The 25,478-nt window shown below is 63.3% G+C and carries 22 protein-coding genes; 15 read left to right on the top strand and 7 right to left on the bottom strand.

Translation table 11 applies throughout. The features are described 5' to 3' along the window. Window positions 1-103 precede the first annotated feature (103 nt). Both dnaB and MWN76_RS11630 read left to right on the top strand, forming a co-directional pair. On the top strand, window positions 104-1,540 hold the full coding sequence (gene dnaB, locus MWN76_RS11635) for a replicative DNA helicase (RefSeq protein WP_250461584.1): 1,437 nt from the start codon (window positions 104-106) through the stop codon (window positions 1,538-1,540). A gap of 112 nt (window positions 1,541-1,652) precedes the next feature. Continuing rightward, entirely contained in the window at window positions 1,653-2,735 is a 1,083-nt protein-coding gene (locus MWN76_RS11630; RefSeq protein WP_250461583.1) for a winged helix-turn-helix domain-containing protein, read from the top strand. A 7-nt stretch (window positions 2,736-2,742) separates the two neighbouring features. On the opposite strand, the gene MWN76_RS11625 is transcribed toward MWN76_RS11630, so the two are convergent. Further along, window positions 2,743-3,897 carry a hypothetical protein gene (locus tag MWN76_RS11625; protein ID WP_250461582.1) on the bottom strand — a complete coding sequence of 385 codons (1,155 nt, stop codon included), beginning with the start codon at window positions 3,895-3,897 and terminating at the stop codon, window positions 2,743-2,745. 205 nt (window positions 3,898-4,102) lie between these two features. Between MWN76_RS11625 and MWN76_RS11620 the strand changes: the two genes are divergently transcribed. Next, window positions 4,103-5,002 carry a dienelactone hydrolase family protein gene (locus MWN76_RS11620; protein WP_250461581.1) on the top strand — a complete coding sequence of 300 codons (900 nt, stop codon included), beginning with the start codon at window positions 4,103-4,105 and terminating at the stop codon, window positions 5,000-5,002. A gap of 22 nt (window positions 5,003-5,024) precedes the next feature. On the opposite strand, the gene MWN76_RS11615 is transcribed toward MWN76_RS11620, so the two are convergent. The 6 genes from MWN76_RS11615 to MWN76_RS11590 all read right to left on the bottom strand — a co-directional run bounded on the left by MWN76_RS11615 (window position 5,025) and on the right by MWN76_RS11590 (window position 12,346). After that, window positions 5,025-5,687: a DUF6515 family protein gene (locus MWN76_RS11615; protein WP_250461580.1), complete on the bottom strand. Its 663-nt coding sequence runs from the start codon at window positions 5,685-5,687 to the stop codon at window positions 5,025-5,027. A 78-nt stretch (window positions 5,688-5,765) separates the two neighbouring features. Continuing rightward, window positions 5,766-6,668, bottom strand: coding sequence for an agmatinase (speB, locus tag MWN76_RS11610; protein WP_250461579.1), 903 nt, complete (start codon window positions 6,666-6,668; stop codon window positions 5,766-5,768). An 82-nt stretch (window positions 6,669-6,750) separates the two neighbouring features. Then, complete coding sequence (gene nspC / locus MWN76_RS11605; protein ID WP_250461578.1) at window positions 6,751-8,001, bottom strand: carboxynorspermidine decarboxylase; 1,251 nt, start codon at window positions 7,999-8,001, stop codon at window positions 6,751-6,753. A 90-nt stretch (window positions 8,002-8,091) separates the two neighbouring features. Further along, complete coding sequence (locus MWN76_RS11600; RefSeq protein WP_250461577.1) at window positions 8,092-9,285, bottom strand: saccharopine dehydrogenase family protein; 1,194 nt, start codon at window positions 9,283-9,285, stop codon at window positions 8,092-8,094. A 208-nt stretch (window positions 9,286-9,493) separates the two neighbouring features. Then, on the bottom strand, window positions 9,494-11,416 hold the full coding sequence (gene speA / locus MWN76_RS11595) for a biosynthetic arginine decarboxylase (protein WP_250461576.1): 1,923 nt from the start codon (window positions 11,414-11,416) through the stop codon (window positions 9,494-9,496). Window positions 11,417-11,650: 234 nt separating this feature from the next. Further along, complete coding sequence (locus tag MWN76_RS11590; RefSeq protein WP_250461575.1) at window positions 11,651-12,346, bottom strand: DUF6515 family protein; 696 nt, start codon at window positions 12,344-12,346, stop codon at window positions 11,651-11,653. Between the two features lie 361 nt (window positions 12,347-12,707). Between MWN76_RS11590 and panC the strand changes: the two genes are divergently transcribed. From panC to MWN76_RS11530, 12 genes are all read left to right on the top strand, one after another. Then, a complete protein-coding gene (gene panC / locus MWN76_RS11585) occupies window positions 12,708-13,556 on the top strand; it encodes a pantoate--beta-alanine ligase (RefSeq protein WP_250461611.1) in 849 nt (282 codons plus the stop codon). Window positions 13,557-13,569: 13 nt separating this feature from the next. Beyond that, the gene (panD, locus tag MWN76_RS11580; RefSeq protein WP_250461574.1) at window positions 13,570-13,956 is read left to right on the top strand and encodes an aspartate 1-decarboxylase; all 387 of its coding nucleotides are present in this window, start codon (window positions 13,570-13,572) and stop codon (window positions 13,954-13,956) included. Window positions 13,957-14,067: 111 nt separating this feature from the next. Then, window positions 14,068-15,921, top strand: a complete 1,854-nt coding sequence (locus tag MWN76_RS11575) for a GNAT family N-acetyltransferase (protein ID WP_250461573.1) — start codon at window positions 14,068-14,070, stop codon at window positions 15,919-15,921. Between the two features lie 223 nt (window positions 15,922-16,144). Further along, entirely contained in the window at window positions 16,145-17,086 is a 942-nt protein-coding gene (locus MWN76_RS11570; protein ID WP_250461572.1) for a histone deacetylase family protein, read from the top strand. A gap of 143 nt (window positions 17,087-17,229) precedes the next feature. Further along, entirely contained in the window at window positions 17,230-19,167 is a 1,938-nt protein-coding gene (acs, locus tag MWN76_RS11565; RefSeq protein WP_250461571.1) for an acetate--CoA ligase, read from the top strand. 193 nt (window positions 19,168-19,360) lie between these two features. After that, window positions 19,361-19,795, top strand: a complete 435-nt coding sequence (locus tag MWN76_RS11560; protein WP_250461570.1) for a GFA family protein — start codon at window positions 19,361-19,363, stop codon at window positions 19,793-19,795. Between the two features lie 82 nt (window positions 19,796-19,877). Further along, complete coding sequence (locus MWN76_RS11555) at window positions 19,878-20,375, top strand: GNAT family N-acetyltransferase (RefSeq protein WP_250461569.1); 498 nt, start codon at window positions 19,878-19,880, stop codon at window positions 20,373-20,375. Window positions 20,376-20,415: 40 nt separating this feature from the next. After that, window positions 20,416-20,832, top strand: a complete 417-nt coding sequence (locus MWN76_RS11550) for a RipA family octameric membrane protein (protein ID WP_250461568.1) — start codon at window positions 20,416-20,418, stop codon at window positions 20,830-20,832. Then, window positions 20,829-21,413: a GNAT family N-acetyltransferase gene (locus MWN76_RS11545; RefSeq protein ID WP_250461567.1), complete on the top strand. Its 585-nt coding sequence runs from the start codon at window positions 20,829-20,831 to the stop codon at window positions 21,411-21,413. The genes MWN76_RS11550 and MWN76_RS11545 overlap by 4 nt, the downstream gene beginning before the upstream one ends. Before the next feature lie 103 nt (window positions 21,414-21,516). Then, the gene (locus MWN76_RS11540) at window positions 21,517-22,020 is read left to right on the top strand and encodes a DNA-deoxyinosine glycosylase (RefSeq protein WP_250461566.1); all 504 of its coding nucleotides are present in this window, start codon (window positions 21,517-21,519) and stop codon (window positions 22,018-22,020) included. Between the two features lie 72 nt (window positions 22,021-22,092). Continuing rightward, window positions 22,093-23,076 carry a TIGR00341 family protein gene (locus MWN76_RS11535; protein WP_250461565.1) on the top strand — a complete coding sequence of 328 codons (984 nt, stop codon included), beginning with the start codon at window positions 22,093-22,095 and terminating at the stop codon, window positions 23,074-23,076. A 378-nt stretch (window positions 23,077-23,454) separates the two neighbouring features. Further along, entirely contained in the window at window positions 23,455-25,467 is a 2,013-nt protein-coding gene (locus MWN76_RS11530; RefSeq protein ID WP_250461564.1) for a TonB-dependent receptor, read from the top strand. Window positions 25,468-25,478: the final 11 nt, after the last annotated feature.

The raw sequence follows: 25,478 nt of genomic DNA, 5'->3' as shown, positions 1-25,478 counted from the left end.
GGGCTGCCCAAGTCGCGCTACAATCGGGCGCTGGATTCCCCATTGCTGATGGGGGTGTCCAGCGCCCGTTTTTTGTTTCCGGCCCGGTAACCAGTAAACCCGTATGAACGAATACGCCGTCCCCGAAGAAGCGCAGACCGAAGAGGCCTCGCCGCTGCCGCACTCGATCGAGGCCGAGCAGTCGGTACTGGGCGGCCTGATGCTGGATGCCGGCCGCATCGATGCGGTCGCCGAACAGCTGGGCGAGGTGGACTTCTTCTCCGCCAGTCACCGCAAGATCTTCGCCGTGATGCTGGCGCTGTCCAACGGCGAGCAGCCGCTGGATATCGTCACCCTCGCCGAAGCGCTGGCCAGCCGCGACCTGCTGGCGGAAGTGGGCGGCCCCGCTTACCTGGCCGAACTGGCCGAGAACACCCCGTCGGCGGCGAATATCGTCGCCTACGCCAAGATCGTGCGCGAGCGCTCCATGCTGCGCCAGCTGATCGCCGCTGCCGGCGAGATCAGCCGCACCAGTTTCAATCCCGGCGGCCTGGCCTCCGCCGACCTGCTGCAGATGGCCGAGCGCCGCGTGGCGGAGATCGCCGAGGGGCGGGCCAAGGACGGCGGTTTCGTCGGTGTCGACACGCTGCTGAAAAAGACCGTCGAGCGCATCGACGAGCTGTTCAAGACCGAGGGCGATATCACCGGCCTCGGCACCGGCCTCACCGAGCTGGACCAGCGCACCTCCGGCTGGCAGCCGGGCGAGCTGATCGTACTGGCCGCGCGCCCGTCGATGGGCAAGACCGCGCTGGCGCTGAACTTTATCGAGCACGCGATGCTGAGTCAGGTGAACCCGACTCTGGTGTTCAGTATGGAGATGCCGTCCGACAGCCTGGTGATGCGGATGATGTCCTCCATAGGCCGCATCGACCAGGGCCGCATCCGCAACGGCAAGCTGCAGGAAGACGACTGGCCCAAACTCTCCAGTGCGGTGCAGAAGATGAAGGGCAAGGCGCTCTATATCGACGACACGCCGGCACTGACCCCGAGCGAGGTACGCGCGCGCACCAAACGCACCGTGCGCGACCACACCAACAAGCTGATGCGGGAGAACCCGCAGATGACCCGCGAGGACGCCGAGGCGAAGAGCATGCCGGCGCTGATCATGGTGGACTACCTGCAGTTGATGCAGGTGGCCGGCAGCAACGAGGGCCGCACCCAGGAGATCTCCGAGATCTCCCGCTCGCTGAAAGCGCTGGCAAAGGAATACGACTGCCCGGTAATCGCCCTGTCGCAGCTCAACCGCGGCGTCGAACAACGCCCCAACAAGCGGCCGATGAACTCCGACCTGCGGGAATCCGGCGCTATCGAGCAGGACGCCGACGTAATCCTGTTTATCTATCGCGACGAGTACTACAACGAGGACAGCCCGGACAAGGGCATGGCCGAGCTGATTATCGGCAAGCAGCGCAACGGCGAAATCGGCACCTGCCGCGCCGCCTTCGTGGGCAAATACACCCGCTTCGACAACCTGGCGCCGGAGTACTACCAGGGCGACTAACAACCTTTTTGTAGGAGCCTGCCCTGCAGGCGAACCGGCAGAGCCACAGGGATTCGCCTGCAGGGCAGGCTCCTACAGATCGTGCATTCGTTGAAACAGTTGGGGAGCCCCTGTGCTTAACCAATCCCAAATCCGCGCGCTGGCTATCGAGCGCCAGCAACTCCACAGCCCCTGGTCCGGCGACCTGCCGTCGCTGGTCCGTCACCTGGGCGCCCTGCAGCTGGACGCCATCCAGCGCATCACCCGGGCCCACCATCACCAGCTCTACAACCGCCTGCCGCGCTACCGGGAAAAGCAGCTGGAACAGGCGGAGCGCCGGCGCGAGATCTTCGAATACTGGTCCCACGCCGCCGCCTACCTGCCGATGGAGCACTACCGCTACGCCCGAGTGCGCATGGACCGCATCCGCGACGGCCAGCGGCACTGGTTCGAGAAGAACGCGAAGCTCTGCCGCTATGTACTGGACCGGGTGCGCGCCGAGGGCGCCCTGAGAGCCAGCGATTTCGTCAAAGCCAAGGGTGGCTGGTGGGAGTGGTCGGACGAGAAAAAGGCCCTCGAGCAGCTGTTCCACGAGGGCGAGCTGATGGTCAGCCATCGCGACGGTTTCCAGAAAGTCTTCGACCTGCCGGAGCGGCTGCTGCCGTCCGATATCCGCACCGAAACCGCCAGCGACCTGGACTACGGCCGCCACCTGGTGCGCACTTTCCTGCGCTGCCAGGGTGTCGGCCGTATCGAGGAGATCAGCTATCTGCGCAAGCACGACAGGCCATTGATCAAGGGCGCGGTGGAGGCGATGCTGAAAAGCGGTGAACTGCTGCCGCAGGGCAGGGAGCTGATACTGGCCGGGGACGAGGTCGAGGAGCCGGCCAAGCCGCCGCGCCGGGTGCGGCTGCTGTCACCCTTCGATCCACTGTTGTTGCAGCGCAAGCGCCTGAAAAGGCTGTTCGATTTCGATTACCAGCTGGAGTGCTACCTGCCGGCCCACAAGCGCCGCTACGGTTACTTCGGCCTGCCGATCCTGTACGGCGACCGCTTTGCCGGTGTCGTGGATCTGAAGGCGGATCGCGGCGCGGGCTTGCTGCGGATCGACTCCCTGCACTGGACCCGCGAGCCGGGCCCGGGGCTGCGGGCCAGTTTCGACCGCGCACTGGTCCGCTTTGCCCGTTTCCATGGGCTGCAGTCCCCGGCGCGCTGATCCGTGCTCAGTTGCAACCCGCCTCCGGGGCGGAAAGGTTTGCAGTCGGTGCTTCCGGCGCATGCAGTACCGCCCGCCAGGCTTCGCGATTGCCCTGCGGATTGGTGCCGGAGCCGACGATCACGGTGCCGTCATTGGAAATGCCCTCGGCTCTTTTGAGCGTCCAGCCTGCCAGCTCCAGGTGGTGTTCGTTTTCCAGCACGCCTTTCAGCTTCCGCATGCCATCGGTCTCGCTCCAGATAAACGCTTCCTCACCGTCGCCGAAGTTTCCGAAGCCCACCACCACCGAGCCGCAGGCGGAAACCCCGCGGGCGATAAACGGGCCGCCGTCCTGTACGCTGGCCAGCACCGCCGCCTCGCGCTCTTTCCACAGCACCAGCTCGCCGGCGCGCTCGAGCCTTGTACTCCTGTTGCCCACAAGGGCCGAGCCATCCGGGGAGATGGCATTCGCCGAGCCCATCCCGGGCAGGGAGACCCCCGTGCTGTCGCCCTCGGTCCAGCGGAAGGCGTCGTAGGCGGTATCGTCCCACAGGCCCGATCCGGCGATGACGCTGCCGTCGTCGGAAATATGCTCCGCGTGGCCCAGCACCCAATCGTGCAGATCGACCCCGTAGCGGTTCTCGAGGACGTCCTGCAGGTTCCGCATGCCCGCGCCTTCCGTCCAGATAAATGGCCGCTCTTTCTCGCCGTATCGCCAGCCGCTCTTGCCGACCACAATGCTGCCGTCGCCGGAGACGGCCAGGGCCGAGCAGCCCATATCGCCGCAGGGGAAATCGTCCAGGGTGCGCATATCCCCGTCCCGCCAGACGAACGCCAGCGACGGTGAGCCACCGGAAAAGTTGAAACTGGTGCCCACAACCGTGGCGCCATCCGCGGAAACATCGTTGGCGGAGGACAGGTCCCCGGGTCTCAGGGTGCCGATGGGTGTCATCTCGCCGTCTTCCCAGCGGTAGGCTTCCACGCTGTCCTCTGCGCTGGAACTCTGCCCGACCACCACCCGGCCGTCCGCAGAGACGGCCGAGGCGGACGACGAGATCTTGCCGCCGGGCAGGTCGCCCAGTCCCTCAAACGGTGGGCGGGGTGACTCTGTGAGACTGCAGCCGGCCAGGAAAAGGGCAAGGCAGGCAAAAGACGGGAAACGGAGCAGGGTATTTCTGTACATCGTGCGGAGGTGACTCGACTTCGATTGCGGTATTTCGTATTACTGTGCCACGAAACGGTGGCTGTCCGCAGTGACGGATTTCACCACCAGTGCCGCAGTTCGACGCGCGAATGGCCTGAAGGCAGCGGGATACTGGTATCTTGGAGGCGGACAATCAGTCTTGATCCGGCCCGCCCGGGCCGCCACTTTCACAGGGGAGGGAATCATGTGTGATGAAACAACAGCCAGAGAGGCGGAGGAATACCTGCGCCGCCAGGGGATGAGCCGCCGCACTTTCAACAAGGCTGTCACCAAGGCAGGCCTGGGGGCCGCGCTGGGTGCGATGTTGCCGCCACTGGCCGCCGCCGCGGACGTGGTGGAATCAGACGTCAGCGTGACGACGCCGGACGGCGAGGCGGACGCCTACTTCGTGCACCCGGCCAAGGGCCGCCACCCGGCGGTGATCCTGTGGCCGGATATCTTCGGCATCCGCCCGGCCTTCCGGCAGATGGGCAGGCGCCTGGCGCAGCAGGGTTACGCGGTGCTGGTGGTCAACCCGTATTACCGCAACCACCGCGGCCCGGTGGTGCCGGCGGGCACTGAGGTGATCGATGCGGACGTGCGCAAAGTGGTGATGCCGGGGGCGCGCAAGCTGGCCGGCACCCTGTCGCCGCAGACGGCGGTCAGCGATGGCCGCGCTTTCGTACAATACCTGGATGCGCAGCCGTCAGTGGATACCGGCAGCAGGATCGGCGTCATGGGTTACTGCATGACCGGCTCCTACGCCCTGCGCCTGGCGGCGGCCATGCCGCAGCGTATCGGCGCCGCGGCCTCCTTCCACGGCGGCGGCCTGGTGACCGACGGCGCCGACAGCCCGCACCGGCTGGCGCCGGAGATCGATGCGGGCGTGCTGATCGCCATTGCCGAAAACGACGACGCGCGCCAGCCGGAGGCGAAGACGGTGTTGAAGGAGACGTTCGCCAGCGCCGGTGGCGATGCCGAGATCGAGGTCTACGAGGGGACGCTGCACGGCTGGTGTCCGACGGACTCCGCGGCCTACAACGAGGTCCAGGCAGAGAGGGCCTGGAGCCGGATGCTGGCACTGTTCAGGCGAAAGCTGGACTGAACGGCTGCACCAGGGGCCGGGATCAGATCTGTACCACTACGTAGACTTCGCGTCCGTCGCGCTGTGTCGGCATAAAGTAGTTGCCGCCATAGCGGTAGTACTGCACGCCGTTGACGACTTCGGCGGTATAGCCGACCGGCAGCTCCTCGAGCACCTGGCCCGGCGCATAGCCGCCGTTGGGGCCGCTGGGTACGGTTGCCGGTGCGGCCGGTGTCGCTGTGGTGACGGCGACGGGCGCCCCCGCCGGTGGCGGCACTACCACATAGGCCCGCCTGGCCGGGTACCATTGGTAGTAGGCGTCGGCGTACTGGTAGTAGGCGGTACCGCCGATCTGCACCCGCACGGCACTGCCGGGCAGACTGGCCACGGCGGCGCCCAGCGGGGCCGTGACCACTACGTATCCGGTCGGTGCCGGGCGGTAGAAGTAGCCACTGTGGTAGTAGTAGGGGTTGCCGCCGACCGCCAGGCTCACGAAACCGAACGGCAGTATCGGGGCGGTGAAACCCAGCGAAATGCGCGGGCCGTGGCGGTGGTGCCGGTGCCAGCGTTTGTAGTGGTGGCCGTGGTGCCAGCCGTGCCCGCCCCGCTCGTGACCGAGGGTGCCGGCGTCGGCGGGGGGGCTGAAGGCGAAGGCGCCCAGCGCCACGATGGCGAAGGTGCCCAGCACGACTTTTAACGTTTTCACGATATCTCCGGCGAAGCAATTGCTTACTATCAGGTTAAATTTTAACCCTTCTTCACGCCACGTCACCACGCTTTCGCGTTAAGAAGTGTGAAAAGTCCGGGGAACAGCCGGTCGGCTGCGCTGCACGATACCCATCAGCTTGTAGAGCAGCTGCGCGGCGGCGAAGTCGTAGGCGTGGAAGCCCTCGATGGGGGCGAATTCCAGCAGGTCGAAACCGATGATCTGCCGCTGTTTCGCCACGCACTCGAACAGGTTCAACGTCTGGTACCAGCCCAGGCCGCCGGGTACCGGCGTGCCGGTGGACGGGAAGACCGAGGGGTCTATGCCGTCTACATCCAGGGTGAAGAACACTTTCTCCGGGAAATCTTCCGGCAATTGGAATTCCTGCACATTGGTGGGCACCAGCTGGTGCGCATCCAGGTAGTGGACACCGTACTTGTCCCGTGCGCCCATCTCCTCCTCGCAGTAGGCGCGAATCCCCAACTGGAACAGCGGTATGCCGGCCTCCACCACCAGTCGCATGACACTGGCGTGGCTGTGCTTCTGGCCCTCGTAGCGGTCGCGCAGGTCTGCGTGGGCATCGATCTGGACGACACCGAAGTCCTCGATTCCGGCGTCCAGGTAGCCCTTGATGACGCCCCAGGTGACCGAGTGCTCACCGCCGATGCCGACGGGCATGCGGCCCATCTCAAGCACCTCGCGGGTGGCGGCGGCGATATTGTCCATGACCTGCTCCGGCGGGCCCGAGACGTTGACCGGGCTGCGGGTGTAGATACCCAGTTCGCTGGGATAGGAGAAGTTGTCGTAGGTCTCCAGCTGCCAGGAGGCCTCCAGGATCGACGCCGGCCCCTTGCCGGTACCGCCGCCGTAGGAGACGGTTTCCTCGTAGGGAATCGGGATGATGTGGAACAGGGCCTCCTCGGGCTTCGGTTGCTCGATCTCGGAGCCGAGGAAGATGGGATAGTCGTTTTCTGACAGCATGGTGGCAGCCTTGGGTTGAGGATCCCCTCTCCCAAAGGGAAAAGGGAGCGATGCATTCGAATTTTGTGCCGCAGGGTGCGCCCTACACGCAGCCGCCGCCTTCGGTGGGGGAGGCCGGCCCGAGCTCCTGCCAGTCGTGCCCGGACAGCCGTTCCTTGAAGTCCCGGTAACCGAATTCCCGGACCAGGTTCAGTTCGTCGGTCTCCGAGTTCCACAGCGCGATCGCCGGCAGCGGAATACCGTTAAAGGTATTGGTCTTGACCATGGTGTAGTAGGCCATCTCCTCGAACACCAGCCGGTCGCCGACCTGCAGCGGATCCTGGAAACTGTACTCGCCGATGGTATCGCCGGCCAGGCAGCTCTGGCCGCCGAGGCGGTAGTCGTGGGGCAGCTCGCCGGGGCGGGCGCCGCCGGTGATTTCCGCGCGGTAGGGCATTTCCAGCACATCCGGCATATGGCAGGTGGCGGAGACATCCAGGATTGCCTGGTTGCCGCCGTTCCAGGTGATATCCACCACCTCGCCCACCAGGATGCCGGCGAACAGCGAGATCGCCTCGCCGGGTTCCAGGTAGACCTGTACCCCGTGCCGCTCGGAAAAGCCGCGCACCGCGTCCACCAGTTCGTCCACCTGGTAGTCGCAGCGGGTGATATGGTGGCCGCCGCCGAAATTGATCCATTCCATCTGCGGCAACAGGTCGGCGAACTTTTCCTCCACCGCGGCGATGGTACGCTGGAGCGGTTTGAAATCCTGTTCGCACAGTGTGTGGAAATGCAGGCCGCTGATACCATCCAGCGCCTCGCCCTCGAACAGTGAGCGCACGATGCCCAGCCGCGAGCAGGGCGCGCAGGGGTCGTACAGGTCCGTGTGGCCCTCGGAGTGTTCCGGGTTGATGCGCAGGCCGAAGCGCAATTCCGGGCGCCGCCGCTGCGCTTCCAGGCAGAGTGCCTTGTAGCGCTTCCACTGGGGAAAGGAGTTGAAGATCACGTGGTGGGCGAACTGCAGTATTTCTGCCAGTTCGCGCTCTTTGTAACCGGCGCTGAACACGTGCACCTCCCTGCCCCGGTCGCGACCGCCGTATTCCTCGAAACCCAGTTTTGCCTCGTGCAGGCCGCTGGCCGCGATACCGGACAGGTAATCGGCGACAATGGGGCCGGTACTCCACATGGAGAAGGCTTTCAGCGCGGCCAGCACTTTGGCGCCGCTGCGTTTCTGTACATCGGCCAGCACTGCGAGATTGTCGCGCAGGGCCCGCTCGTCGACGACGAAGCAGGGCGACGGCACCCGATGCGGGTCGAAGTTGCCGAAATAGTCTATGCGGGGAGTCAGATCCATAGATAGAACCGTTATTTACGCGCTACTCGAAAGCAGGCAGGGCGGTGCGAACTCCGGTAGCAGCGCCGCCCCGAAGCCCGCCGAAAAAAATCACTGGAACGGCTTATCCAGCCAGGTCTCGTGCCACGGCAACCCGTATTTGTTCATATCGTCCATAAACGGGTCCGGGTCCAGCTGTTCCAGGTTCCAGACACCGGGTTTCATCCACTTGCCCTCCAGCATCATCTTGGCACCGATCATGGCCGGCACGCCGGTGGTGTAGGAGATGGCCTGGGACTGTACCTCCTTGTAACACGCCTGGTGATCGCAGGTGTTGTAGATGTAGTAGATTTTCTCTTCGCCATCTTTCGTGCCGCGCACGATATTGCCGATACAGGTCTTGCCCTTGGTCAGCGGGCCCAGGCTGGCCGGGTCCGGCAATACCGCTTTCAGGAACTGGATCGGCACGATTTCCTGCCCCTGGAACTCGATCGGCTCGATGCTGGTCATGCCTACATTCTGCAGCACTTCCAGGTGCTTCAGGTAGCTGGGGCCGAAGGTCATCCAGAAGCGCGCGCGCTCGATTTCCGGGAAATGCTTGGACAGGGACTCCAGCTCCTCGTGGTAGAGCAGGTACAGGTCTTTCTCGCCGATTCCCTCGGGAAAGTCGAAGACCCGCTTTTCCTCCATCGGCTTAGTGGTGATCCAGTTGCCGTTTTCCCAGTAGCGGCCGTTGGCGGTGATCTCGCGGATATTGATTTCCGGGTTGAAATTGGTCGCAAACGGCAGGCCGTGGTCGCCGGCGTTGCAGTCGAGAATATCCAGTGTCCTGATGCGGTCGAAATGGTGTTTCTTCGCATAGGCGGTAAAAACACTGGTCACACCCGGATCGAAGCCGGAGCCCAGCAGCGCCATCAGGCCGGCTTTCTCGAACTTGTCCTGATAGGCCCACTGCCACTTGTACTCGAACCTGGCTTCTTCCGGCGGTTCGTAGTTGGCGGTATCCAGGTAGTGCACGCCGGTTTCCAGGCAGGCGTCCATGATGTGCAGATCCTGGTAGGGCAGGGCGACGTTGATCACCATGTCCGGCTTGACCTTTTCGATCAGTTTTACCAGCTGCGGCACATCGTCCGCGTCCACCTCGGCGGTATCGATCTTGCGCGGCAGCATGTCGGCAATCTTGTCGCACTTGCTCTTGGTGCGACTGGCCAGGGTGATATTCTCGAAAACCTCTTCGACCTGGGCGCACTTGTGCGCGACCACCTGGCCGACGCCGCCGGCGCCGATAATCAGTACATTGGCCATATCGAAATCTCCTTATTCTTCGCGGAGCTAAAATCTGTTGGAATTTTGGGGCTACGGAGCGCCCCATCCGTTCTTTTCACATTCTGAGGCGACGCCATCGACGCTTTCGCGTTGTAGTTTGATATTTCTTTCCGGTCGTAGGGTGCGCCGTGCGCACCGGTTACCGCGAGCTCCAGGTGTCCTGTCTACTTCTCGAGGGCGCCTGCAGTTACTTCTCAAAATATGTATAACCGCTCATGCTCGCCGTATAAGTGTGCAGAATCTGCTTGCGCTGCTGCGCCGAGATCCGACCTTCCTTCACCGCCCGCTCCGCCAGTTTACGGAAGCGCTCGAACAGTTCCTGCGGCCGGTATTCCACATAGCTCAGTACGTCGGAAATACTGTCGCCGTGGATCTCGCGGCTGTAGTCGACACTGCCGTCGTCCTGGATGCGCACGCTGACCACGTTGGTATCGCCGAACAGGTTGTGCAGGTCGCCCAGGGTTTCCTGGTAGGCGCCCACCAGGAAGGTGCCGAGAATATAGTCCTCGCCGTTTTCCAGTTCGTGCAGGCACAGGGTTTTCTGCTCCTCCTGCTTGCCGATAAAGCGGTCGATCTTGCCGTCGCAGTCGCAGGTGATATCCGCGATAATCGCCGAGCGGGTCGGGGCGGTGTCCAGGCGGTGGATCGGCACCAGTGGAAAGACCTGGTCTATGGCCCATATATCCGGCAGCGACTGGAAGACACTGACGTTGGCATAGTAGATATCCGACAGTACCTCCGGCAGTGCCTGCAGGTCCACCGGCACCTCCTCCGCCTCGTCCAGCAGCTTGCGGATTTCCTGTGCGGCCTGCAGGAACAGGTTTTCCGCATTGGCGCGTTCGCGCAGGCTGACCTGGCCGTGCAGGTACAGCGAGCGCATTTCGTCCCGGTAGTAGAGCGCGTCGTTGTAGCTTTCCTGCAGGTTTTTCGGGTTGATGCTGTTCACCGCGTCCTGCAGGTGGCGCAGCATCTGGTGGTCTTCACCGGTGATCTTCGTGTGCTCCAGCTCCACCGGCTCGAAGCGGGTGGTGTCGAGGATGTCGAACAGCAGCACCGAGGAATAGGCCACGGTGGCGCGGCCGGATTCGGTGATGATGGTCGGGTGGGCGACGCCCTCGCTGTCCAGCGTGCCCATGATGGCTTCCACCACGTCCACGCAGTACTCATCCAGCGAGTAGTTCTTGGAGTGGGTGTAGTTGGTCTTGGAGCCGTCGTAGTCCACCGCCAGGCCGCCGCCCAGGTCGAGGTAGCCCATGGCCGCGCCTTCCTCCACCAGGTCGGCGTAATAGCGGCAGGCCTCCAGCACACCGGTGCGGATATCGCGGATATTCGGCACCTGGGAGCCCAGGTGGTAGTGCAGCAGTTTCAGGCAGTCGAGCATATCGTGCCGGCGCAGCTGGTCCACCATCGCGATCAGGTCGTTGCTGCCGAGGCCGAAAATACTGCGGTCGCCGCTGGTGGCGTTCCAGTAGCCGCCCACCTTGGAGGCGAGTTTGATCCGCGCGCCGATATTGGGACGCACCTGTTCGCGCTCGGCGCAGCGAATGATGGTCTCCACCTCCGAAGGGGTCTCGACGACGAAAAACACCTGTACACCCAGACGCTGCGCCTGCAGGCCCAGGTTGATGAATTCCTCGTCCTTATAGCCGTTGCAGACGATCAGCGAGTCGGTGTTGTCGAGCACCGACAGGGCCGCAATCAGCTCCGCCTTGCTGCCGGCCTCGAGGCCGTGGTTGAACGGGCGGCCGGCCCTGGCGATTTCCTCGATCACCTGGCACTGCTGGTTCACCTTGATCGGGAAGACGCCGCGAAACACGTTGCCGTAGCCGCAGGATTCGATCGCCCTGGCAAAGGATTGGTTGATGCGCGCAATCTGCGCATCCAGCAGATTCTCGATACGCAGCAGCAGCGGCATGCCCAGGCCGCGCTCGGTGGCGCCGCGGGCGATATCCATCAGGGAGACACTGCGGTTTTCACCGGCGGGGTTTTCCACGCGCACAGTGATTTCGCCGGCTTCGTTCAGGTCGAAATAACCGGCGCCCCAGTTGCGGATTCCATAGAGCTCTGCGGAGTCTTCGCAAGTCCAGTCTTGTACTTGTTGCTGCTTCATGGCGCCTGTTTATTGCCTGTATCGGGTGGTCGGTGGCGGGCGCGAATGTTGGGCCCAAGCGGGGCGGAAAGCAATAACTATAGATAAGAAAAGGCTGAATTTTTAGCGCTGGGAAATCAAATATTTATTCAACTTTATTGGCGGGGAGTCGTGCTTGTTTTGAATTTTTATTCGGTTTTCAGCAGGCCAAAAAAAAGCGGCCCGGAGGCCGCTGGCAGTTGGGGTGGCATGGAATCAGTAGAATCCGGGGTTGGCGACCACGCGGTAGCCGCGCCGGGTCGTGTCCCACAGGTAGTAGGTGTCGTAGGCGACGTAATAGTTGTGGCCGCCAAATACCACGCTGATGGCGGTGCCGGGCAGGCTGTGTACAACGGCACCGATTGGCGCCCGGGCGACAACATAGCCGTGGCTGTGGGGGCGGTAGAAGACCCCGTCGTTGTAGAACAGGCCCAGGTTGCCGAAGCTGATGCGCACAAAGTTGCGCGGCAGGTGGCGCCAGCGGTAGCCGTAGCGGAAGCGGTCCGGGCGCCAGTGATGGCGGTGGTATTTCCTGTAGCGTTTGCCGCGATGCCCGCGGTCGCGGTGCTTGTAGGTATAGCGGTGTTTGTACTTGTCGCGGTGGGAGCGGCCGCGGTCGTGATCGCGGCCGCGCCCGTTGTGGCCCCAGCCGCGGTTGCCGCGATCGCGATCGTGTCCGCGGCCCCTGTCCCGGTGGCCATTGTGATCGTTGCGCGCCGGCCGGTGCCCGACTACCCGCTTCTTGCGGTCGTCGCCGCGCCAGCCGTCGCGGCGCGCGTCGCGGTGTTTGTTGTAGGCCTGTTCCAGTGCCGAACCGCTCAGCTGGTTTTTGCCGTGCCCGGCGCGGTCGGCGAATGCCGGACCGGCGAGCAGCAGGCTGGCGGTGGCGACGGCGGTGATCAGTTTATACATGGCTGCTTTCTCCCGAGCCCCGGTGGCTCTCTGGCCCGAGTGCTGGAGGCACTCTTTCCACAGCCGCCGGTGGTGTTTTCCCGTGCCGGCGGGCGGTATCTCGTAATGTGGGGGCCAGTCTGCCGGTTGTCGACTGAATCCTTCCTGAACCGGGGTATGGTTTTTCAGGGGGAAATATCGGCGCGCGCCGCCGGGCAAAACCGAATGATGGTTCTGGTTTGACGCCGTTGGCGGCATTTTTCCGTCAGTAAAGTCATTGTTTGCCGAAGATGCGCGACATTTTGCCCGGTCTGGCAATTGTCGCTCCCGGGTGCAGCGAGTATGATGCCGCGCTGATCAGGATTCAGTCGCAGTGAACGCCATGCAAGTATTCCACCATATCGCCAGCCTGCGCGAGGCGCTGGCCGAGGCCCGTGTCGCCGGCAAGAGTGTCGGTTTCGTCCCCACCATGGGCAACCTGCACGATGCCCATATCGAGCTGGTCAAGACCGCCCGACAGCATTGTGACCTGGTGGTCGTATCCATCTTCGTCAACCGGCTGCAGTTCGGCCTGAACGAGGACTGGGACACCTACCCGCGCACCATGGAAGCGGACATGGCGCGATTGCGGGCCGTGGACTGCGATTTCCTGTTCCACCCGGACGAGAGCGAGATCTATCCCAACGGGATGGACCAGCAGACCCGCGTGGTCTGTCCGGCGATGACCGATGTGCTCTGCGGCGCCAGCCGCCCGGGCCACTTCGAGGGCGTGACCACCGTCGTCACCAAGCTGTTCAACATCGTGCAGCCGGATACGGCCGTGTTCGGGATCAAGGATTTCCAGCAGTTGGCGGTGGTGCGGCGTATGGTGGAAGACCTGTGCATGCCGGTGGAGATCATCGGCGCACCGGTGCACCGCGAGGCCGACGGCCTGGCGATGAGCTCTCGCAACAGCTATATCACCGCCCAGGAGCGCCCGCGGGTGGCGGTGCTGAACCAGTGCCTGAACTGGGTCAAAGACGAGATCGCCGGCGGCCGCCGGGATTTTGCCGCGCTGGAGGGCGAGGCGAAACAGCGTATCGAGCAGTCCGGCTTCCGCGTGGACTATTTCTCCATCTGCAACAGCAGGGACCTGCAGCCGGCCGCCGACGACGACCACCAGATCACCATCCTCGGTGCCATGTACACCAGCGCCGCGCGGCTGATCGACAACGTATCCCTGGAACTCTGACAGGAGAAGCGCCATGCAAATCGAACTGCTGAAATGCAAGCTGCATATGGCTGCGGTGACCCAGGCCGAGCTCTGGTACGACGGCTCCTGTGCCATCGACCGGGATCTCGTAGAGCTGGCCGGCCTGCGGGAATTCGAGAAGATCGATATCTACAACGTGACCAACGGCGAGCGCTTCCACACCTACGTGATCCTGGCGAAGCGCGGCTCCGGCACCATCTCCATGAACGGTGCCGCCGCGCGCCGCGTGCAGGTGGGCGACCGCATCATCATCGCCTCCTACGCGCAGATGACGGAAGAGGAGGCCGACAGCTTCAAACCGAAACTCGTCTACCTCGACCAACACAACGGCGTCGAGCGCAGTAGCAACACCATCCCGGTACAGCTGGCCGGGGCCTGATTTTCTCCCCGGGCACATAGGATGGGCAGAGCACAGCGTGCCCATCCTGCGCGTCTTTCGAACCCTGGCCCCACCCGCTATCCTGTCGGTGTTCAACCGACAGGCTCCACCATGCTCACCAATCCCAAGACCGATACGGCGGTGGCCTGGGGCGATCTGCTGAAATCCGGTTGCCGGATTTTCATCGGTTCCAACGCCGCCGTCCCCAATGCGCTGGTAACCGACCTGATCGCCCACAGCCGCGGCCTGCACGATATCGAAGTGACCCATATCCAGACGCTGTCGGACAACGTCTGGGCCGAGCGCCGCTACAGCGAGCTGTTCAAGGTCAATGCGCTGTTTATCGGCGGCGCCAATGTGCGCGAGGCCATTGCCGAGGGGCGCGCCGATTACACGCCCTGCTTCCTGTCTGAAATTCCGCAACTGTTCCGCGAGCACCTGCTGCCACTGGACGCGGCGCTGGTCATGGTCAGCCCGCCGGACGAGTTCGGCTACTGTTCGCTGGGTGTCAGCGTCGACGTGGTGTCCGCCGCGGTGCGCGCCGCGCGCGTGGTCGTGGCGCAGATCAACCCGCGCATGCCGCGTACCTGCGGCCACAGCTTTATCCATGTCGACCAGATCGACGCCTGGGTGGAGCAGACCGAGGAACTGCCGGAGCGACCGCTGCCGGAACTGGACCCGGTCACGGAACAGATCGGTCAGTATGTGTCGCTGCTGGTGGACAACGGGGCCACGCTGCAACTGGGTGTCGGCCGGGTCTCCGCGGCGGTGCTGCGCTACCTCGGCAAGCACCGCGACCTGGGGGTGCACAGCGAAGTCATTTCCGATGGCATCATGGACCTGATGCGCAGCGGCGTGATCAACAATCGCAAGAAAACCTTTCACCGCGGCAAGGTGGTCACCAGTTTCTGTATCGGTACCCGCGCCATGTACGACTTTGTCGACGGCAACCCGCATATCGAGTTCTACCCGGCCGAGCACGTCAATTCCCCCACCCGCATCGCCCGCAACGACAGGATGGTCTCGATCAACGGCGCCATCGAGGTGGACCTGACCGGACAGGTGGTGTCGGATTCGATCGGCCGGAAGTTCTATAGCGGTATCGGCGGCCAGGTGGATTTTATCCGTGGCGCGGCACTGAGCCGCGGCGGACGGCCGGTGATCGCGCTGCCGTCCACCACCCGCAGTGGCGATCGTTCGCGCATCGTGCCCACGCTGGCGCCGGGCGGCGGCGTGGTGACTTCCCGCGGCCATGTGCACTATGTCGTGACCGAATACGGCATCGCCTCGCTGCACGGCAAGAGCATCCGCGAGCGGGCGCTGGAACTGATCCGCATCGCGCACCCAAAGTTCCGCCGCGAACTGCTGAACGAAGTGCGCCAGTTCTACTGGGTGCCCGAATACCAGGAGCAGGCGCCGACACCGGTGCCGGAATTGGGGCCGGTGGAAGAGAAGCATTTCACTTTCCACGGTATCCGCTACACACTGCGACCGCTGCGGCCCGCCGACGAGCGGCGCCTGCAGGAGTTCTTCTACACCCACAACAAGGAAACCCTGATGATGCGTTACAACCACCATGTAACGCAGATGTCGCGGGAGAAATCCTGCAGTCTGGTCAGTGTGGACCAGCAGCGCGACCTGGCGCTGTGTTTTACCGATCGCGCAGGCGCCGCCGAAGTGATCCAGGGCGTGGGGCGCTACTATCTGAACGAAGCCGACAACAGCTGCGAGGTGGCGTTCGTGATCAAGGAGAGCCGCCGCGGCCGGGGTATCGCCACTGCGCTGCTGCGGGAGATGGAGGCGATTGCCCGCGAGCGTGGCATCGCAAAAATGTTCGCCTGTGTGCGCCGGGACAATCACCCAATGTTGGCGGTGTTTGAGAACTGCGGTTTTAAGCCTGCGTCCGGTGGTGAACTGGATGAGGTTTATCTGGAGTTGAATCTGCAAGCGAAAGACAGGGCTTGAACAGAGCGCTGTAGGAGCCTGCCTTGCAGGCTATGGCCGAGTTGCCGGCGCCGACCTGAATCGCCTGCATGGAAGGCTCCTACAGAATACGGGGCATTTGCCTATGGAGAGGTGCTCCCGGCAGCAGGGCCGCCCGGGGTAAGCTAAGGCCTGTAGCCGGAATCCCGGATTCCGCTGCGCTCCATCCGGGCTACTGTCAGTGTTATCGAACAAGGAATAAAATATGTCCATCGGATTTATAAGCAGCCCCGCCTGCGCCGGCCACGAAATGGGCGACGGGCACCCCGAGTGCCCGGCTCGTCTCGATGCCATTCGGGACCAGCTGCTCTCCAGCGGGATCGACTTCGTGCTGCGCCACTTCGATGCGCCGGCAGCCACGCGGGAGCAACTGGAACGGGTACACGATCCGGATTACGTCGCGTCGATTTTCGAGCGCGCGCCGGAGACGGGTATCGAGCGGCTGGACCCGGACACCTGCATGAATCCGGGCTCGCTGGACGCCGCCCTGCACGCCGCCGGTGCGGTGATATCGGCGGTGGACCGGGTGATGGCCGGCGAAGTGCCGTCGGCCTTCTGCGCCGTGCGCCCGCCGGGCCACCACGCCGAGCGGGATAAGGCCATGGGCTTCTGCCTGTTCAACAATATCGCCATCGGCGCCGCCCATGCCCGCGGGCATTTCGGCCTGCAGCGGGTCGCGATCGTGGATTTCGATGTGCACCACGGCAACGGCAGCGAGGATTTCGTCAAGGGGCGCGACGGCTACCTGCTCTGCTCCAGTTTCCAGTCCCCGTTCTATCCGTTCACCGGTACCGGCGAACTGCCCGGCAATATCATCAACTCGCCGCTGGAGGCCGGTGCCGGCGGCGCCGAACTGCGCCGCCTGGTCGAGGAAACCTGGCTGCCGGCGCTGGACGATTTCCAGCCACAGATGCTGTTTGTCTCCGCCGGCTTCGACGGCCACCGCGAGGACGATATGGCGCAGCTGCGCTTTGTCGAGGACGACTACCGATGGGTGACCGAAAGAATCCGGGAAGTCGCCGACCGCCACGCGGACGGCCGGATCGTATCCGCCCTGGAGGGTGGCTATGCGCTGAGCGCGCTCGGCCGCAGTGTGGTCGCTCACCTGCAGGGACTGATCGGCGCCAATTCATCGCATCCGGTGTGAAAGCCCGCGTGCAGCGGGCTATCATGAAGGGAAACGCTGATTGACAGCGTTGTCATTTATCCGGTGCCAATGTTATAACTGGCCCCATGGTCGAACCGTGGCGCCCGCCCGGCCGCCGGATAATTCTAATAAGGGAGAAAACGATGTCAGAAGTCCACATTCACCCCGTGCCCGCCGAATTTGCCCGCCAGGCGCATGTCAGCGCCGAGGATTACGAAAAGCTCTACCGCGAGTCGGTGGAAAACCCCGAGGCCTTCTGGTCGCAGCAGGCCAAGGATTTCCTGCAGTGGGAGAAGTCGTTCACGAAGGTGGTCGAGGAAGACCTGGAAAAAGGTCACGCCGCCTGGTTTGCCGACGGCCAGCTCAATGTCAGCGTCAACTGCATCGACCGCCACCTGCCGGCGCGCGCCGGGCAGACCGCGCTGATCTGGGAGGGCGACGACCCGGCCGACAGCAAAAACATCACCTACGCCGAGCTGCACGAGCAGGTCTGCCGGCTGGCCAACCTGCTGAAAGCCCGCGGCGTGAAGAAGGGTGACCGCGTCTGCATCTACATGCCGATGATTCCCGAGGCCACCTACGCCATGCTGGCCTGCGCCCGTATCGGCGCCGTGCACTCGGTGGTATTCGGCGGCTTCTCGCCGGACTCGCTGAAAGACCGCATTCTCGATTCCGACTGCCGCCTGGTGATCACCGCCGACGAAGGCGTGCGCGGTGGCCGCACCGTGCCGCTGAAGGCGAACGTCGACAAGGCGCTGGCCAGCTGCCCGGACGTGCACACGGCGATCGTCGTCAAGCGCACCGGCGCCAACGTGGACTGGGACAGCAAGCGCGACATCTGGTACGCGGAGTCGGTCGCCGAACAGAGCAGCGATTGCGCGCCGGAGCCGGTGAATGCCGAGGACCCGCTGTTTATCCTCTACACCTCCGGTTCCACCGGCAAGCCGAAGGGCGTGATGCACACCACCGCCGGCTACCTGTTGATGGCGACCATGACCTTCAAGTACGCCTTCGATTACAAGGAGGGCGATGTCTTCTGGTGTACCGCCGACGTGGGCTGGATCACCGGCCACAGTTATATCGTCTACGGTCCGCTGAGTGCCGGTGCCATCTCGCTCGTTTTCGAGGGCGTGCCCACCTATCCGGACGCATCGCGCTGCTGGCAGGTGGTCGACAAGCACAAGGTCAATATCTTCTACACCGCGCCCACCGCCATCCGCGCATTGATGGGTGCCGGCGATGAGTATGTGACCAAAACCGATCGCAGCTCGCTGAAACTGCTGGGCACTGTCGGCGAGCCGATCAACCCGGAGGCCTGGGAGTGGTATTACAGGGTCGTCGGCGAGGAGCGCTGCCCAATCGTCGACACCTGGTGGCAGACCGAAACCGGCGCCCACCTGATCACGCCGCTGCCCGGTGCCATCGATATGAAAGCCGGCTCCGCCACTAGGCCGTTCTTCGGCGTGCAGCCGGCGCTGCTGGATGAGCAGGGCAGGGAAATCGATGGCGAAGGTTCCGGTGCACTGGTCATGAAAGCCAGCTGGCCGAGCATGATCCGCAGCGTCTACGGCGATCACCAGCGCATGATCGACACCTACTTCTCCACCTTCCCCGGCTACTACTTCACCGGCGACGGCGCGCGGCGCGATAGCGACGGCTACTACTGGATCACCGGCCGCATCGACGACGTGTTGAACGTCTCCGGCCACCGCCTCGGCACCGCCGAGATCGAGAGCGCCATCGTGCTGCACGACGACACCGCCGAGGCCGCCGTGGTGGGCTACCCGCACGATATCAAGGGCCAGGGCATCTACGCCTACGTGACCCTGAAGGCCGGCCACGAGCCGAGCGACGCATTGCGGCAGGAACTGATCGACCTGTGCGTAAAAGAGATAGGCCCCATTGCCAAACCGGATATCATCCAGTGGGCGCCGGGCCTGCCGAAGACCCGCTCCGGCAAGATCATGCGCCGCATCCTGCGCAAGATTGCCGGCAACGAGCTGGATAGCCTCGGCGATACCTCCACACTGGCGGATCCGTCTGTGGTCGACGAGCTGATCGAGCAACGCGCGAATCGGTAGAACTGTGCATCGTTGAATGGCCGCCTGTACGGGCGAACCCTGCGTTCGCCCGTTCTCTATTCCCCTGCGCCTTTTCTCCAGGCATGTGTAGGAGCCTGCCTTGCAGGCGAACCGCGATTCATCCCCACCTGTTTATTTGTCTCCGGTCCCTGTATAAAAGGCTTGGTAAAAACCGACGATAACGGAGGTCGCCATGCAGAAGTTGACCGGCAGATGTCTCTGCGAAGCCATCGAATACCAGATCACCGGTGAACTGGGCCCGATCTTTAACTGCCACTGCTCCAAGTGCCGCCGCTGGCACGGCGCCGCCTTCCGCACCCGCGCGACGATCAGAAGCAGCCAGTTCCAATGGCTGAAGGGCGAGGAGTACCTGTCCCGCTACCACTCGTCGGAAAATACCGTCAAGAATTTCTGCTCCATCTGCGGTTCCAGCCTGATCAGCACCTATGACGAGAGTCCGGATAAAATCGGTATTCCGCTCGGCGGCCTGGACCAGCGCCCGAACAATACCGTGGAAGGCCACTTCTTTGTCGGCTCCAAATCCCCCTGGTTTGAAATCGACGACGACCTGCCGCAGTACGACGACTACCCCGGCTCCCACGACAAGGTGCGGGAGACGGCGGAGTGAAGTCGGTGTCGACCTATCTGGATTCCAGTGAAACCATCGTCGCGGGGCGTCTCGGCAATTGGACCTGCCAAACGGGGGAGTCATGAGCAGAGTAACACTGCGCGCCGCGACACCAGGCGACCTGCAACTACTGCGCCACTGGGATAAGCAGCCGCATGTGATCGCCGCGGACCCGAATGACGATTGGGGCTGGGAAGTGGAGCTGGCGCGCAGTCCGGACTGGCGCGAACAGCTGATCGCCGAGCTGGAAGGCCGGCCGATCGGCTTTATGCAGATTATCGACCCGGCGCGGGAAGAGAGCCGCTACTGGGGCGATGTGCCGGACAGGCTGCGCGCGATCGATATCTGGATCGGCGAGACCGACGACCTGGGGCGCGGCTATGGTACGTGGATGATGCAACTGGCCCTGGAAAAATGCTTCGCTCCACCGGAGGTCACCGCGGTGCTGATCGATCCGCTGGCGAGCAACGTCCGCGCGCACCGCTTCTATGAACGTCTCGGTTTCCGGTTTGTCGGGCCACGCCGGTTCGGCGATGATGACTGTTTCGTGTTTCGGTTGGAGCGGCCCGACTGGGTTTGAACTGGCCTCTCCGGCCTGCAGTACTTTGGGGAAAATGGATTTGGAACAGCGCGCGTATCTGTGGGAGCACTACCGGTTCAATGCCGAGCAGCGATTGAAGGCGTTCAACTTCTTCGTGGTGTTGTCGATGTTTGCCGAGGGTGGCATTTTCACCGCGGTGGAGAAGGGGTTCCATCCGTTGAGCCTGGCGCTGATCGGCGGTTTTGTCGTGATCCTGTCGACGGTTTTCTGGTTGGTGGATGCGCGCAGCCGCGAGCTGCTGAGCCTGGCGACGCCCGGCCTCCGGCAGCTCGAACAGGAACTGCCGGAAAGGAGCCGGCCGTTTATCCGCGACAGCAGCCGGCGCGGTACCCTGGTCCGCTATACCTTTGCGATTCGCACATTGCTGATCGCGCAGTTTATCTTCGGCAGCGGCGTTGCCGCTTACGGTCTCTACCAGTGGCGGTTTGCCCCGTGAATCCGGACGAGCTGGGCGCACGGTTGCCGACACTGGAAGGCGATGGCCTGCAGTTGCGCTGGCTGACCGGGCGCGACCTGCCGGTGCTGGAATCGATCTTTTCGGATCGCAAAGTCGTGCGCTATATGGCCACTGAACCACTGGATACACGCGCCGCGGCGGAACAGTACCTGCTGTCGATCCGCGAGGGCTTTCTCGCCGGCAGTCTCTACCAGTGGGGTATCGTGTTGGCCGGGCAGATTGTCGGTACCTGCACGCTGGCCGCGATCGACCGCGACAATCGCTGTGCCGAGATCGGTTTTGCACTGGGTCGGCAGCACTGGGGCCGGGGACTGGCGTTGCGCGCCGTGTCCGCGGTGATCGATTTTGCATTTGGCCGGCTGAACCTGCACCGGCTCGGCGCCGATGCGGATCCGCGCAACGGTGCCTCCATCCGCCTGCTGGAAAAACTCGGCTTCCGGCGCGAAGGGTTGCGGCGCGAGTGCTACTTCCACCTGGGCGAAATCCAGGATGCGATGTTGTTCGGCCTGTTGCAGCGGGATTGGCTTGAGCGCGCCTGTAATTCCGGCGGAAAATCGTAAAAAACGGGCAATGGATGTCTGCCCGGCGAGGTGTTCGCGTAGCCCGGATGCAGCGCAGCGGAATCCGGGGATGCCGCCAGGCCCCAATGTTCCGGAGCTGTCGATGAGTCATGTACACAGTTTCGAGCCCATCGCCGCCGGGGACGCCACGCGGTTGGTGCTCGGTTCCATGCCCGGGGTCGCCTCGCTGCGCGCGCAGCGCTATTACGCGCATCCGCGCAATGCCTTCTGGCGGATTGTCATCGAGCTGCTGGGGCTGGATGGCGACTCCAGCTACGCCACCTGTTGTGAACAATTGCGTGCAAACCGCATCGCGCTCTGGGATGTGCTGAGAACCTGTACGCGTTCCGGCAGCCTGGATTCGGCGATTGTCGAGTCGTCGATAGTGCCCAACGATTTCGCCGGCTTTCTGGCCCGCCACCCGCGGATAGAACATATCTATTTCAACGGCGCCAAGGCCGAGCAGATGTACAACAAATACGTACAACCGCAACTGCCGGCCCCGCTCGTCGCGATCCCGACGCGGCGACTGCCGTCCACCAGCCCCGCGCACGCCGCGCTGCGCTTTTCGCAGAAGCTGGCCCTGTGGCGCGCGATTATCGATTAGCCCCAGCGGTGAAAAGCCAGCGCTGAATTACACTGGAAGGGTTTCCTTTACAGTGGGCCTTTCCCAAGCGCCATGAAGTTGATTGAGATCACCGCCACGGCCGAATCGATCGGGCGAATTTCCGCCATTGCCGAAGAACAGCAGGCCCAGGATTTCCGTTTGGGGTCAGCGGACCAGTCCGGCCTGCACAGCATGCGCATGCTGGCCAGTGACGACCATATGCAGCCGATTCTCGATGCTCTGCAGGACGTACTGAACGCGCAACCCGATGCGCGTGTGCTGGTGATCCCGGTCGAGGTTTCGCTGCCCCAGGCGACCGATGAGGCGCGCAAAAAAGAAGATGCCGCCGTGGCGGCACGCGAAGCACTCTATGCCTCTGCCGAAAAAAGCGCGCGGCTGGACTGGGACTACGTCACCCTGGTGTTGCTATCGACGCTGGTGGCGGCCATCGGCCTGCTGGAAAACAATATACCGGTCGTCATCGGCGCCATGGTGATTGCGCCGCTGCTGGGCCCGAATATGGCATTTGGCATGGGTACCGCGCTGGGGGATACGGCGCTGATGAAGCAGGCGTTCAAATCACTCTCTGCCGGTATCGTCATTGCGATTGTCATATCCGTGGCCATCGGCGCCCTGTGGCCAATCGACACCCTCAACCATGAACTGTTGGCGCGCACCGAGGTCAATCTCGCCGCTGTAGTGCTGGCGCTGGCGTCCGGCGCCGCGGCGGCGTTATCGATGACGACCGGGCTCTCCGCGGTACTCGTGGGCGTCATGGTCGCGGTGGCACTGTTGCCGCCAGCGGCCACAGTGGGCCTGATGCTCGGTTGCGGCCGTTGGCAACTGGCCGCTGGCGCGGGGTTGTTGCTCTCGGTCAATATCGTCTGCGTCAACCTCGCCTGCAAGCTGGTATTCCTGCTCAAGGGCATTGCACCGCGCACCTGGTGGCAGAAAAAGTCTGCGCGACGGGCGATGCGCATCTATATTTCCGTCTGGATTGCGACTTTGATACTACTCATGCTGGCTATCATTGCGCGCAACAAGCTGGGGTTGTAGGTCCCGGCTTGTCGCTCCGCATATCGCTTCCGGCAGGTGGCCGCAATGCGGTAATTGACGCATTGACGGGGTATGGCCCTGGGCCTAATGTGCTGTGCGCGAATTTCACGAACAAAGGAGCACAGCCAAAGCGTTCAGGTCAAAGCGGGAAAGCGCTGGAATAGCAGGTTTATTTCAAGCTTTCTCAACGCAGAGATGAGAGCTGGGCGCTTTGGCACAGCGAACTGTTTGCGAACTTCCCGCACGGCCCACTAGCTTCTTGGTCCTGCAGTTTCGCCCGATACGCGTTGTATTGATCCTGTTCTTCCCGGCGCTGCGAGATAGCGGTCCGCGTACCCCCGCGATGCAGCTGATATTTCTATATTGCAAGGAATTATCATGAGCCCGATGCTTCCACTGATACTCGCCGCCGCAACGGGCAGCCCACAATCCGTTGAAGAGGTGTCGGTTATCGGCCGGCGTCTCGACCTGACCGGCGAGGCGATCTCCGCCTCGGAGGGGGAAGTCGGCCCCACGGGGATCGGGGGCTGGCCGCTGCTGCGCACCGGCGACCTGATGGAATTCGTCCCCGGTATGGTCGCCACCCAGCACTCCGGCAGCGGCAAGGCCAACCAGTATTTCCTGCGCGGCTTCAATCTCGATCACGGCACCGATTTCGCCACTTCCGTCGACGGCATGCCCGTCAACCTGCGCACCCACGGTCACGGCCAGGGGTATACGGATCTCAACTTCGTCATTCCGGAGACCGTCGGGCGGCTGCACTATCGCAAGGGGCCCTATTACGCGGATGTGGGGGATTTCTCCTCCGCCGGGGCGGCGGCGTTCAGTACTGCCGACACCCTGCCGGAGGGCCTGGCAGAGCTCAGCCTGGGTGAATACGGCTGGCGTCGCGGTGTGATCGCCGACTCCAGTGAACTGGAGTCCAGTGCATTGCTCTACGCCGCCGAGTGGCAGACTTACGCGGGGCCCTGGAGCGATATCGACGAGGACGTGAACAAACTCAACCTGCTGGCGAAGCTCAGCGGCGAACTGGGGGGCGGGCGCGGCAGTGTCACGGCGATGAGTTACGACAACGACTGGAACTCCCCGGACCAGATCCCCGCGCGCGCAGTGGAGCAGGGCATCATCGATGCCTACGGTTCCATCGACGGCGCACTGGGCGGCGAGACATCGCGACGCAGCCTGTCCGCGAACTGGGATGCGCCGCTCGACGATGGCGCCTTCCGTGCCAACGCCTATATCATCGACTACGAATTTTCCCTCTGGTCCAATTTTACCTATGGGCTCGACGATGCCGCGCGCGGCGACCAGTTCAAGCAATTCGACGATCGCAGGATCTACGGTTTCGATCTCAGCCGGCAGTGGCGCGGTGAACGCAATGGTTGGGAGCTGGGCCTGCAGGGGCGGCGCGATGATATCGGTCGCGTCGGCCTCTATCGCACCGAAGCGCGCGAGCCGGTGGCCAGGGTGCGCGAGGACGCGGTGATGGAAGACAGTCTCGGATTCTACGCGGCGCACAACTACGCACTGACCGATACACTGCGCAGCTACCTCGGCCTGCGTTACGATCACTACGATTTCGATGTGGAGGCCTCCCTGCCGCAGAACAGTGGCACCGAATCCGATGGCGCCACTTCGTTCAAGGCGAGCCTTGCCTGGCAGCCGTTCGATATCGCCGAGTTCTACGCCAGCTTTGGCCAGGGGCTGCACTCCAACGATGCCCGCGGCACCGTGATCCAGCTGGATCCAACCAGTGGTGAAGCGGCGGAGCCGGTGGACCCGCTGGTGGCCTCCAGCGGCTATGAACTGGGTGCGCGGGTGTTCGTGAGCGACCGCCTGCACAGCACCCTGGCGCTGTGGAGCCTGGAACTGGATTCCGAGCTGCTGTTTGTCGGCGACGCCGGCAACACCGAGGCCAGCCGCCCCAGCGAGCGCAGCGGTGTGGAATTGGGGGTCTACTGGTTCGCGAGCGAGCGCCTCGATGCGGAACTGGAACTGTCGTATACCGATGCGTCTTTTGCCGACAGGGAGATGGTTGGCGATGACATTCCCGGCGCCATTCCGCTGGTGGCCAGTGCCGCCGTAAACTATCGCGGCGACGGCGGCTGGTTTGCGGCCGCGCACCTGCGGCATTTCGGCTCCTACCCGCTGGTTGAGGACGGCGGTGTCGAGTCGGCTGGATCATCGCTGCTCAACCTGCGCGTCGGTCGCGACCTGCAGAGCTGGCGCCTGCAACTGGACCTGCTGAACGCGCTGGATTCCGATGACCACGACGTGGACTATTTCTACGCGTCCCGCCTGGCCGGTGAAGCGGCCGGCGGTGTCGAGGATATCCACTACCATATCTTCGAACCGCGCTCACTGCGCGCGTCGGTGCGCTATAAATTCTGATTGTGTCACTG

The sequence above is a fragment of the Microbulbifer litoralis genome (genome assembly GCF_023634065.1).
Lineage (GTDB): Bacteria > Pseudomonadota > Gammaproteobacteria > Pseudomonadales > Cellvibrionaceae > Microbulbifer > Microbulbifer litoralis.
This window is presented reverse-complemented; position numbering and strand designations above follow the sequence as displayed.

What these genes read in the sequence shown, in the direction of transcription:
- MWN76_RS11575 (WP_250461573.1), top strand. Translation starts at nt 14,068, where the DNA reads ATGCTCACCAATCCCAAGACCGATACGGCGGTGGCCTGGGGCGATCTG.
- MWN76_RS11535 (WP_250461565.1), top strand. Translation starts at nt 22,093, where the DNA reads ATGAAGTTGATTGAGATCACCGCCACGGCCGAATCGATCGGGCGAATT.
- MWN76_RS11570 (WP_250461572.1), top strand. Translation starts at nt 16,145, where the DNA reads ATGTCCATCGGATTTATAAGCAGCCCCGCCTGCGCCGGCCACGAAATG.
- speB (WP_250461579.1), bottom strand. Translation starts at nt 6,668, where the DNA reads ATGCTGTCAGAAAACGACTATCCCATCTTCCTCGGCTCCGAGATCGAG.
- MWN76_RS11540 (WP_250461566.1), top strand. Translation starts at nt 21,517, where the DNA reads ATGAGTCATGTACACAGTTTCGAGCCCATCGCCGCCGGGGACGCCACG.
- nspC (WP_250461578.1), bottom strand. Translation starts at nt 8,001, where the DNA reads ATGGATCTGACTCCCCGCATAGACTATTTCGGCAACTTCGACCCGCAT.
- panC (WP_250461611.1), top strand. Translation starts at nt 12,708, where the DNA reads ATGCAAGTATTCCACCATATCGCCAGCCTGCGCGAGGCGCTGGCCGAG.
- MWN76_RS11620 (WP_250461581.1), top strand. Translation starts at nt 4,103, where the DNA reads ATGTGTGATGAAACAACAGCCAGAGAGGCGGAGGAATACCTGCGCCGC.
- dnaB (WP_250461584.1), top strand. Translation starts at nt 104, where the DNA reads ATGAACGAATACGCCGTCCCCGAAGAAGCGCAGACCGAAGAGGCCTCG.
- MWN76_RS11590 (WP_250461575.1), bottom strand. Translation starts at nt 12,346, where the DNA reads ATGTATAAACTGATCACCGCCGTCGCCACCGCCAGCCTGCTGCTCGCC.
- speA (WP_250461576.1), bottom strand. Translation starts at nt 11,416, where the DNA reads ATGAAGCAGCAACAAGTACAAGACTGGACTTGCGAAGACTCCGCAGAG.
- MWN76_RS11625 (WP_250461582.1), bottom strand. Translation starts at nt 3,897, where the DNA reads ATGTACAGAAATACCCTGCTCCGTTTCCCGTCTTTTGCCTGCCTTGCC.
- MWN76_RS11555 (WP_250461569.1), top strand. Translation starts at nt 19,878, where the DNA reads ATGAGCAGAGTAACACTGCGCGCCGCGACACCAGGCGACCTGCAACTA.
- MWN76_RS11530 (WP_250461564.1), top strand. Translation starts at nt 23,455, where the DNA reads ATGAGCCCGATGCTTCCACTGATACTCGCCGCCGCAACGGGCAGCCCA.
- panD (WP_250461574.1), top strand. Translation starts at nt 13,570, where the DNA reads ATGCAAATCGAACTGCTGAAATGCAAGCTGCATATGGCTGCGGTGACC.
- MWN76_RS11560 (WP_250461570.1), top strand. Translation starts at nt 19,361, where the DNA reads ATGCAGAAGTTGACCGGCAGATGTCTCTGCGAAGCCATCGAATACCAG.
- acs (WP_250461571.1), top strand. Translation starts at nt 17,230, where the DNA reads ATGTCAGAAGTCCACATTCACCCCGTGCCCGCCGAATTTGCCCGCCAG.
- MWN76_RS11600 (WP_250461577.1), bottom strand. Translation starts at nt 9,285, where the DNA reads ATGGCCAATGTACTGATTATCGGCGCCGGCGGCGTCGGCCAGGTGGTC.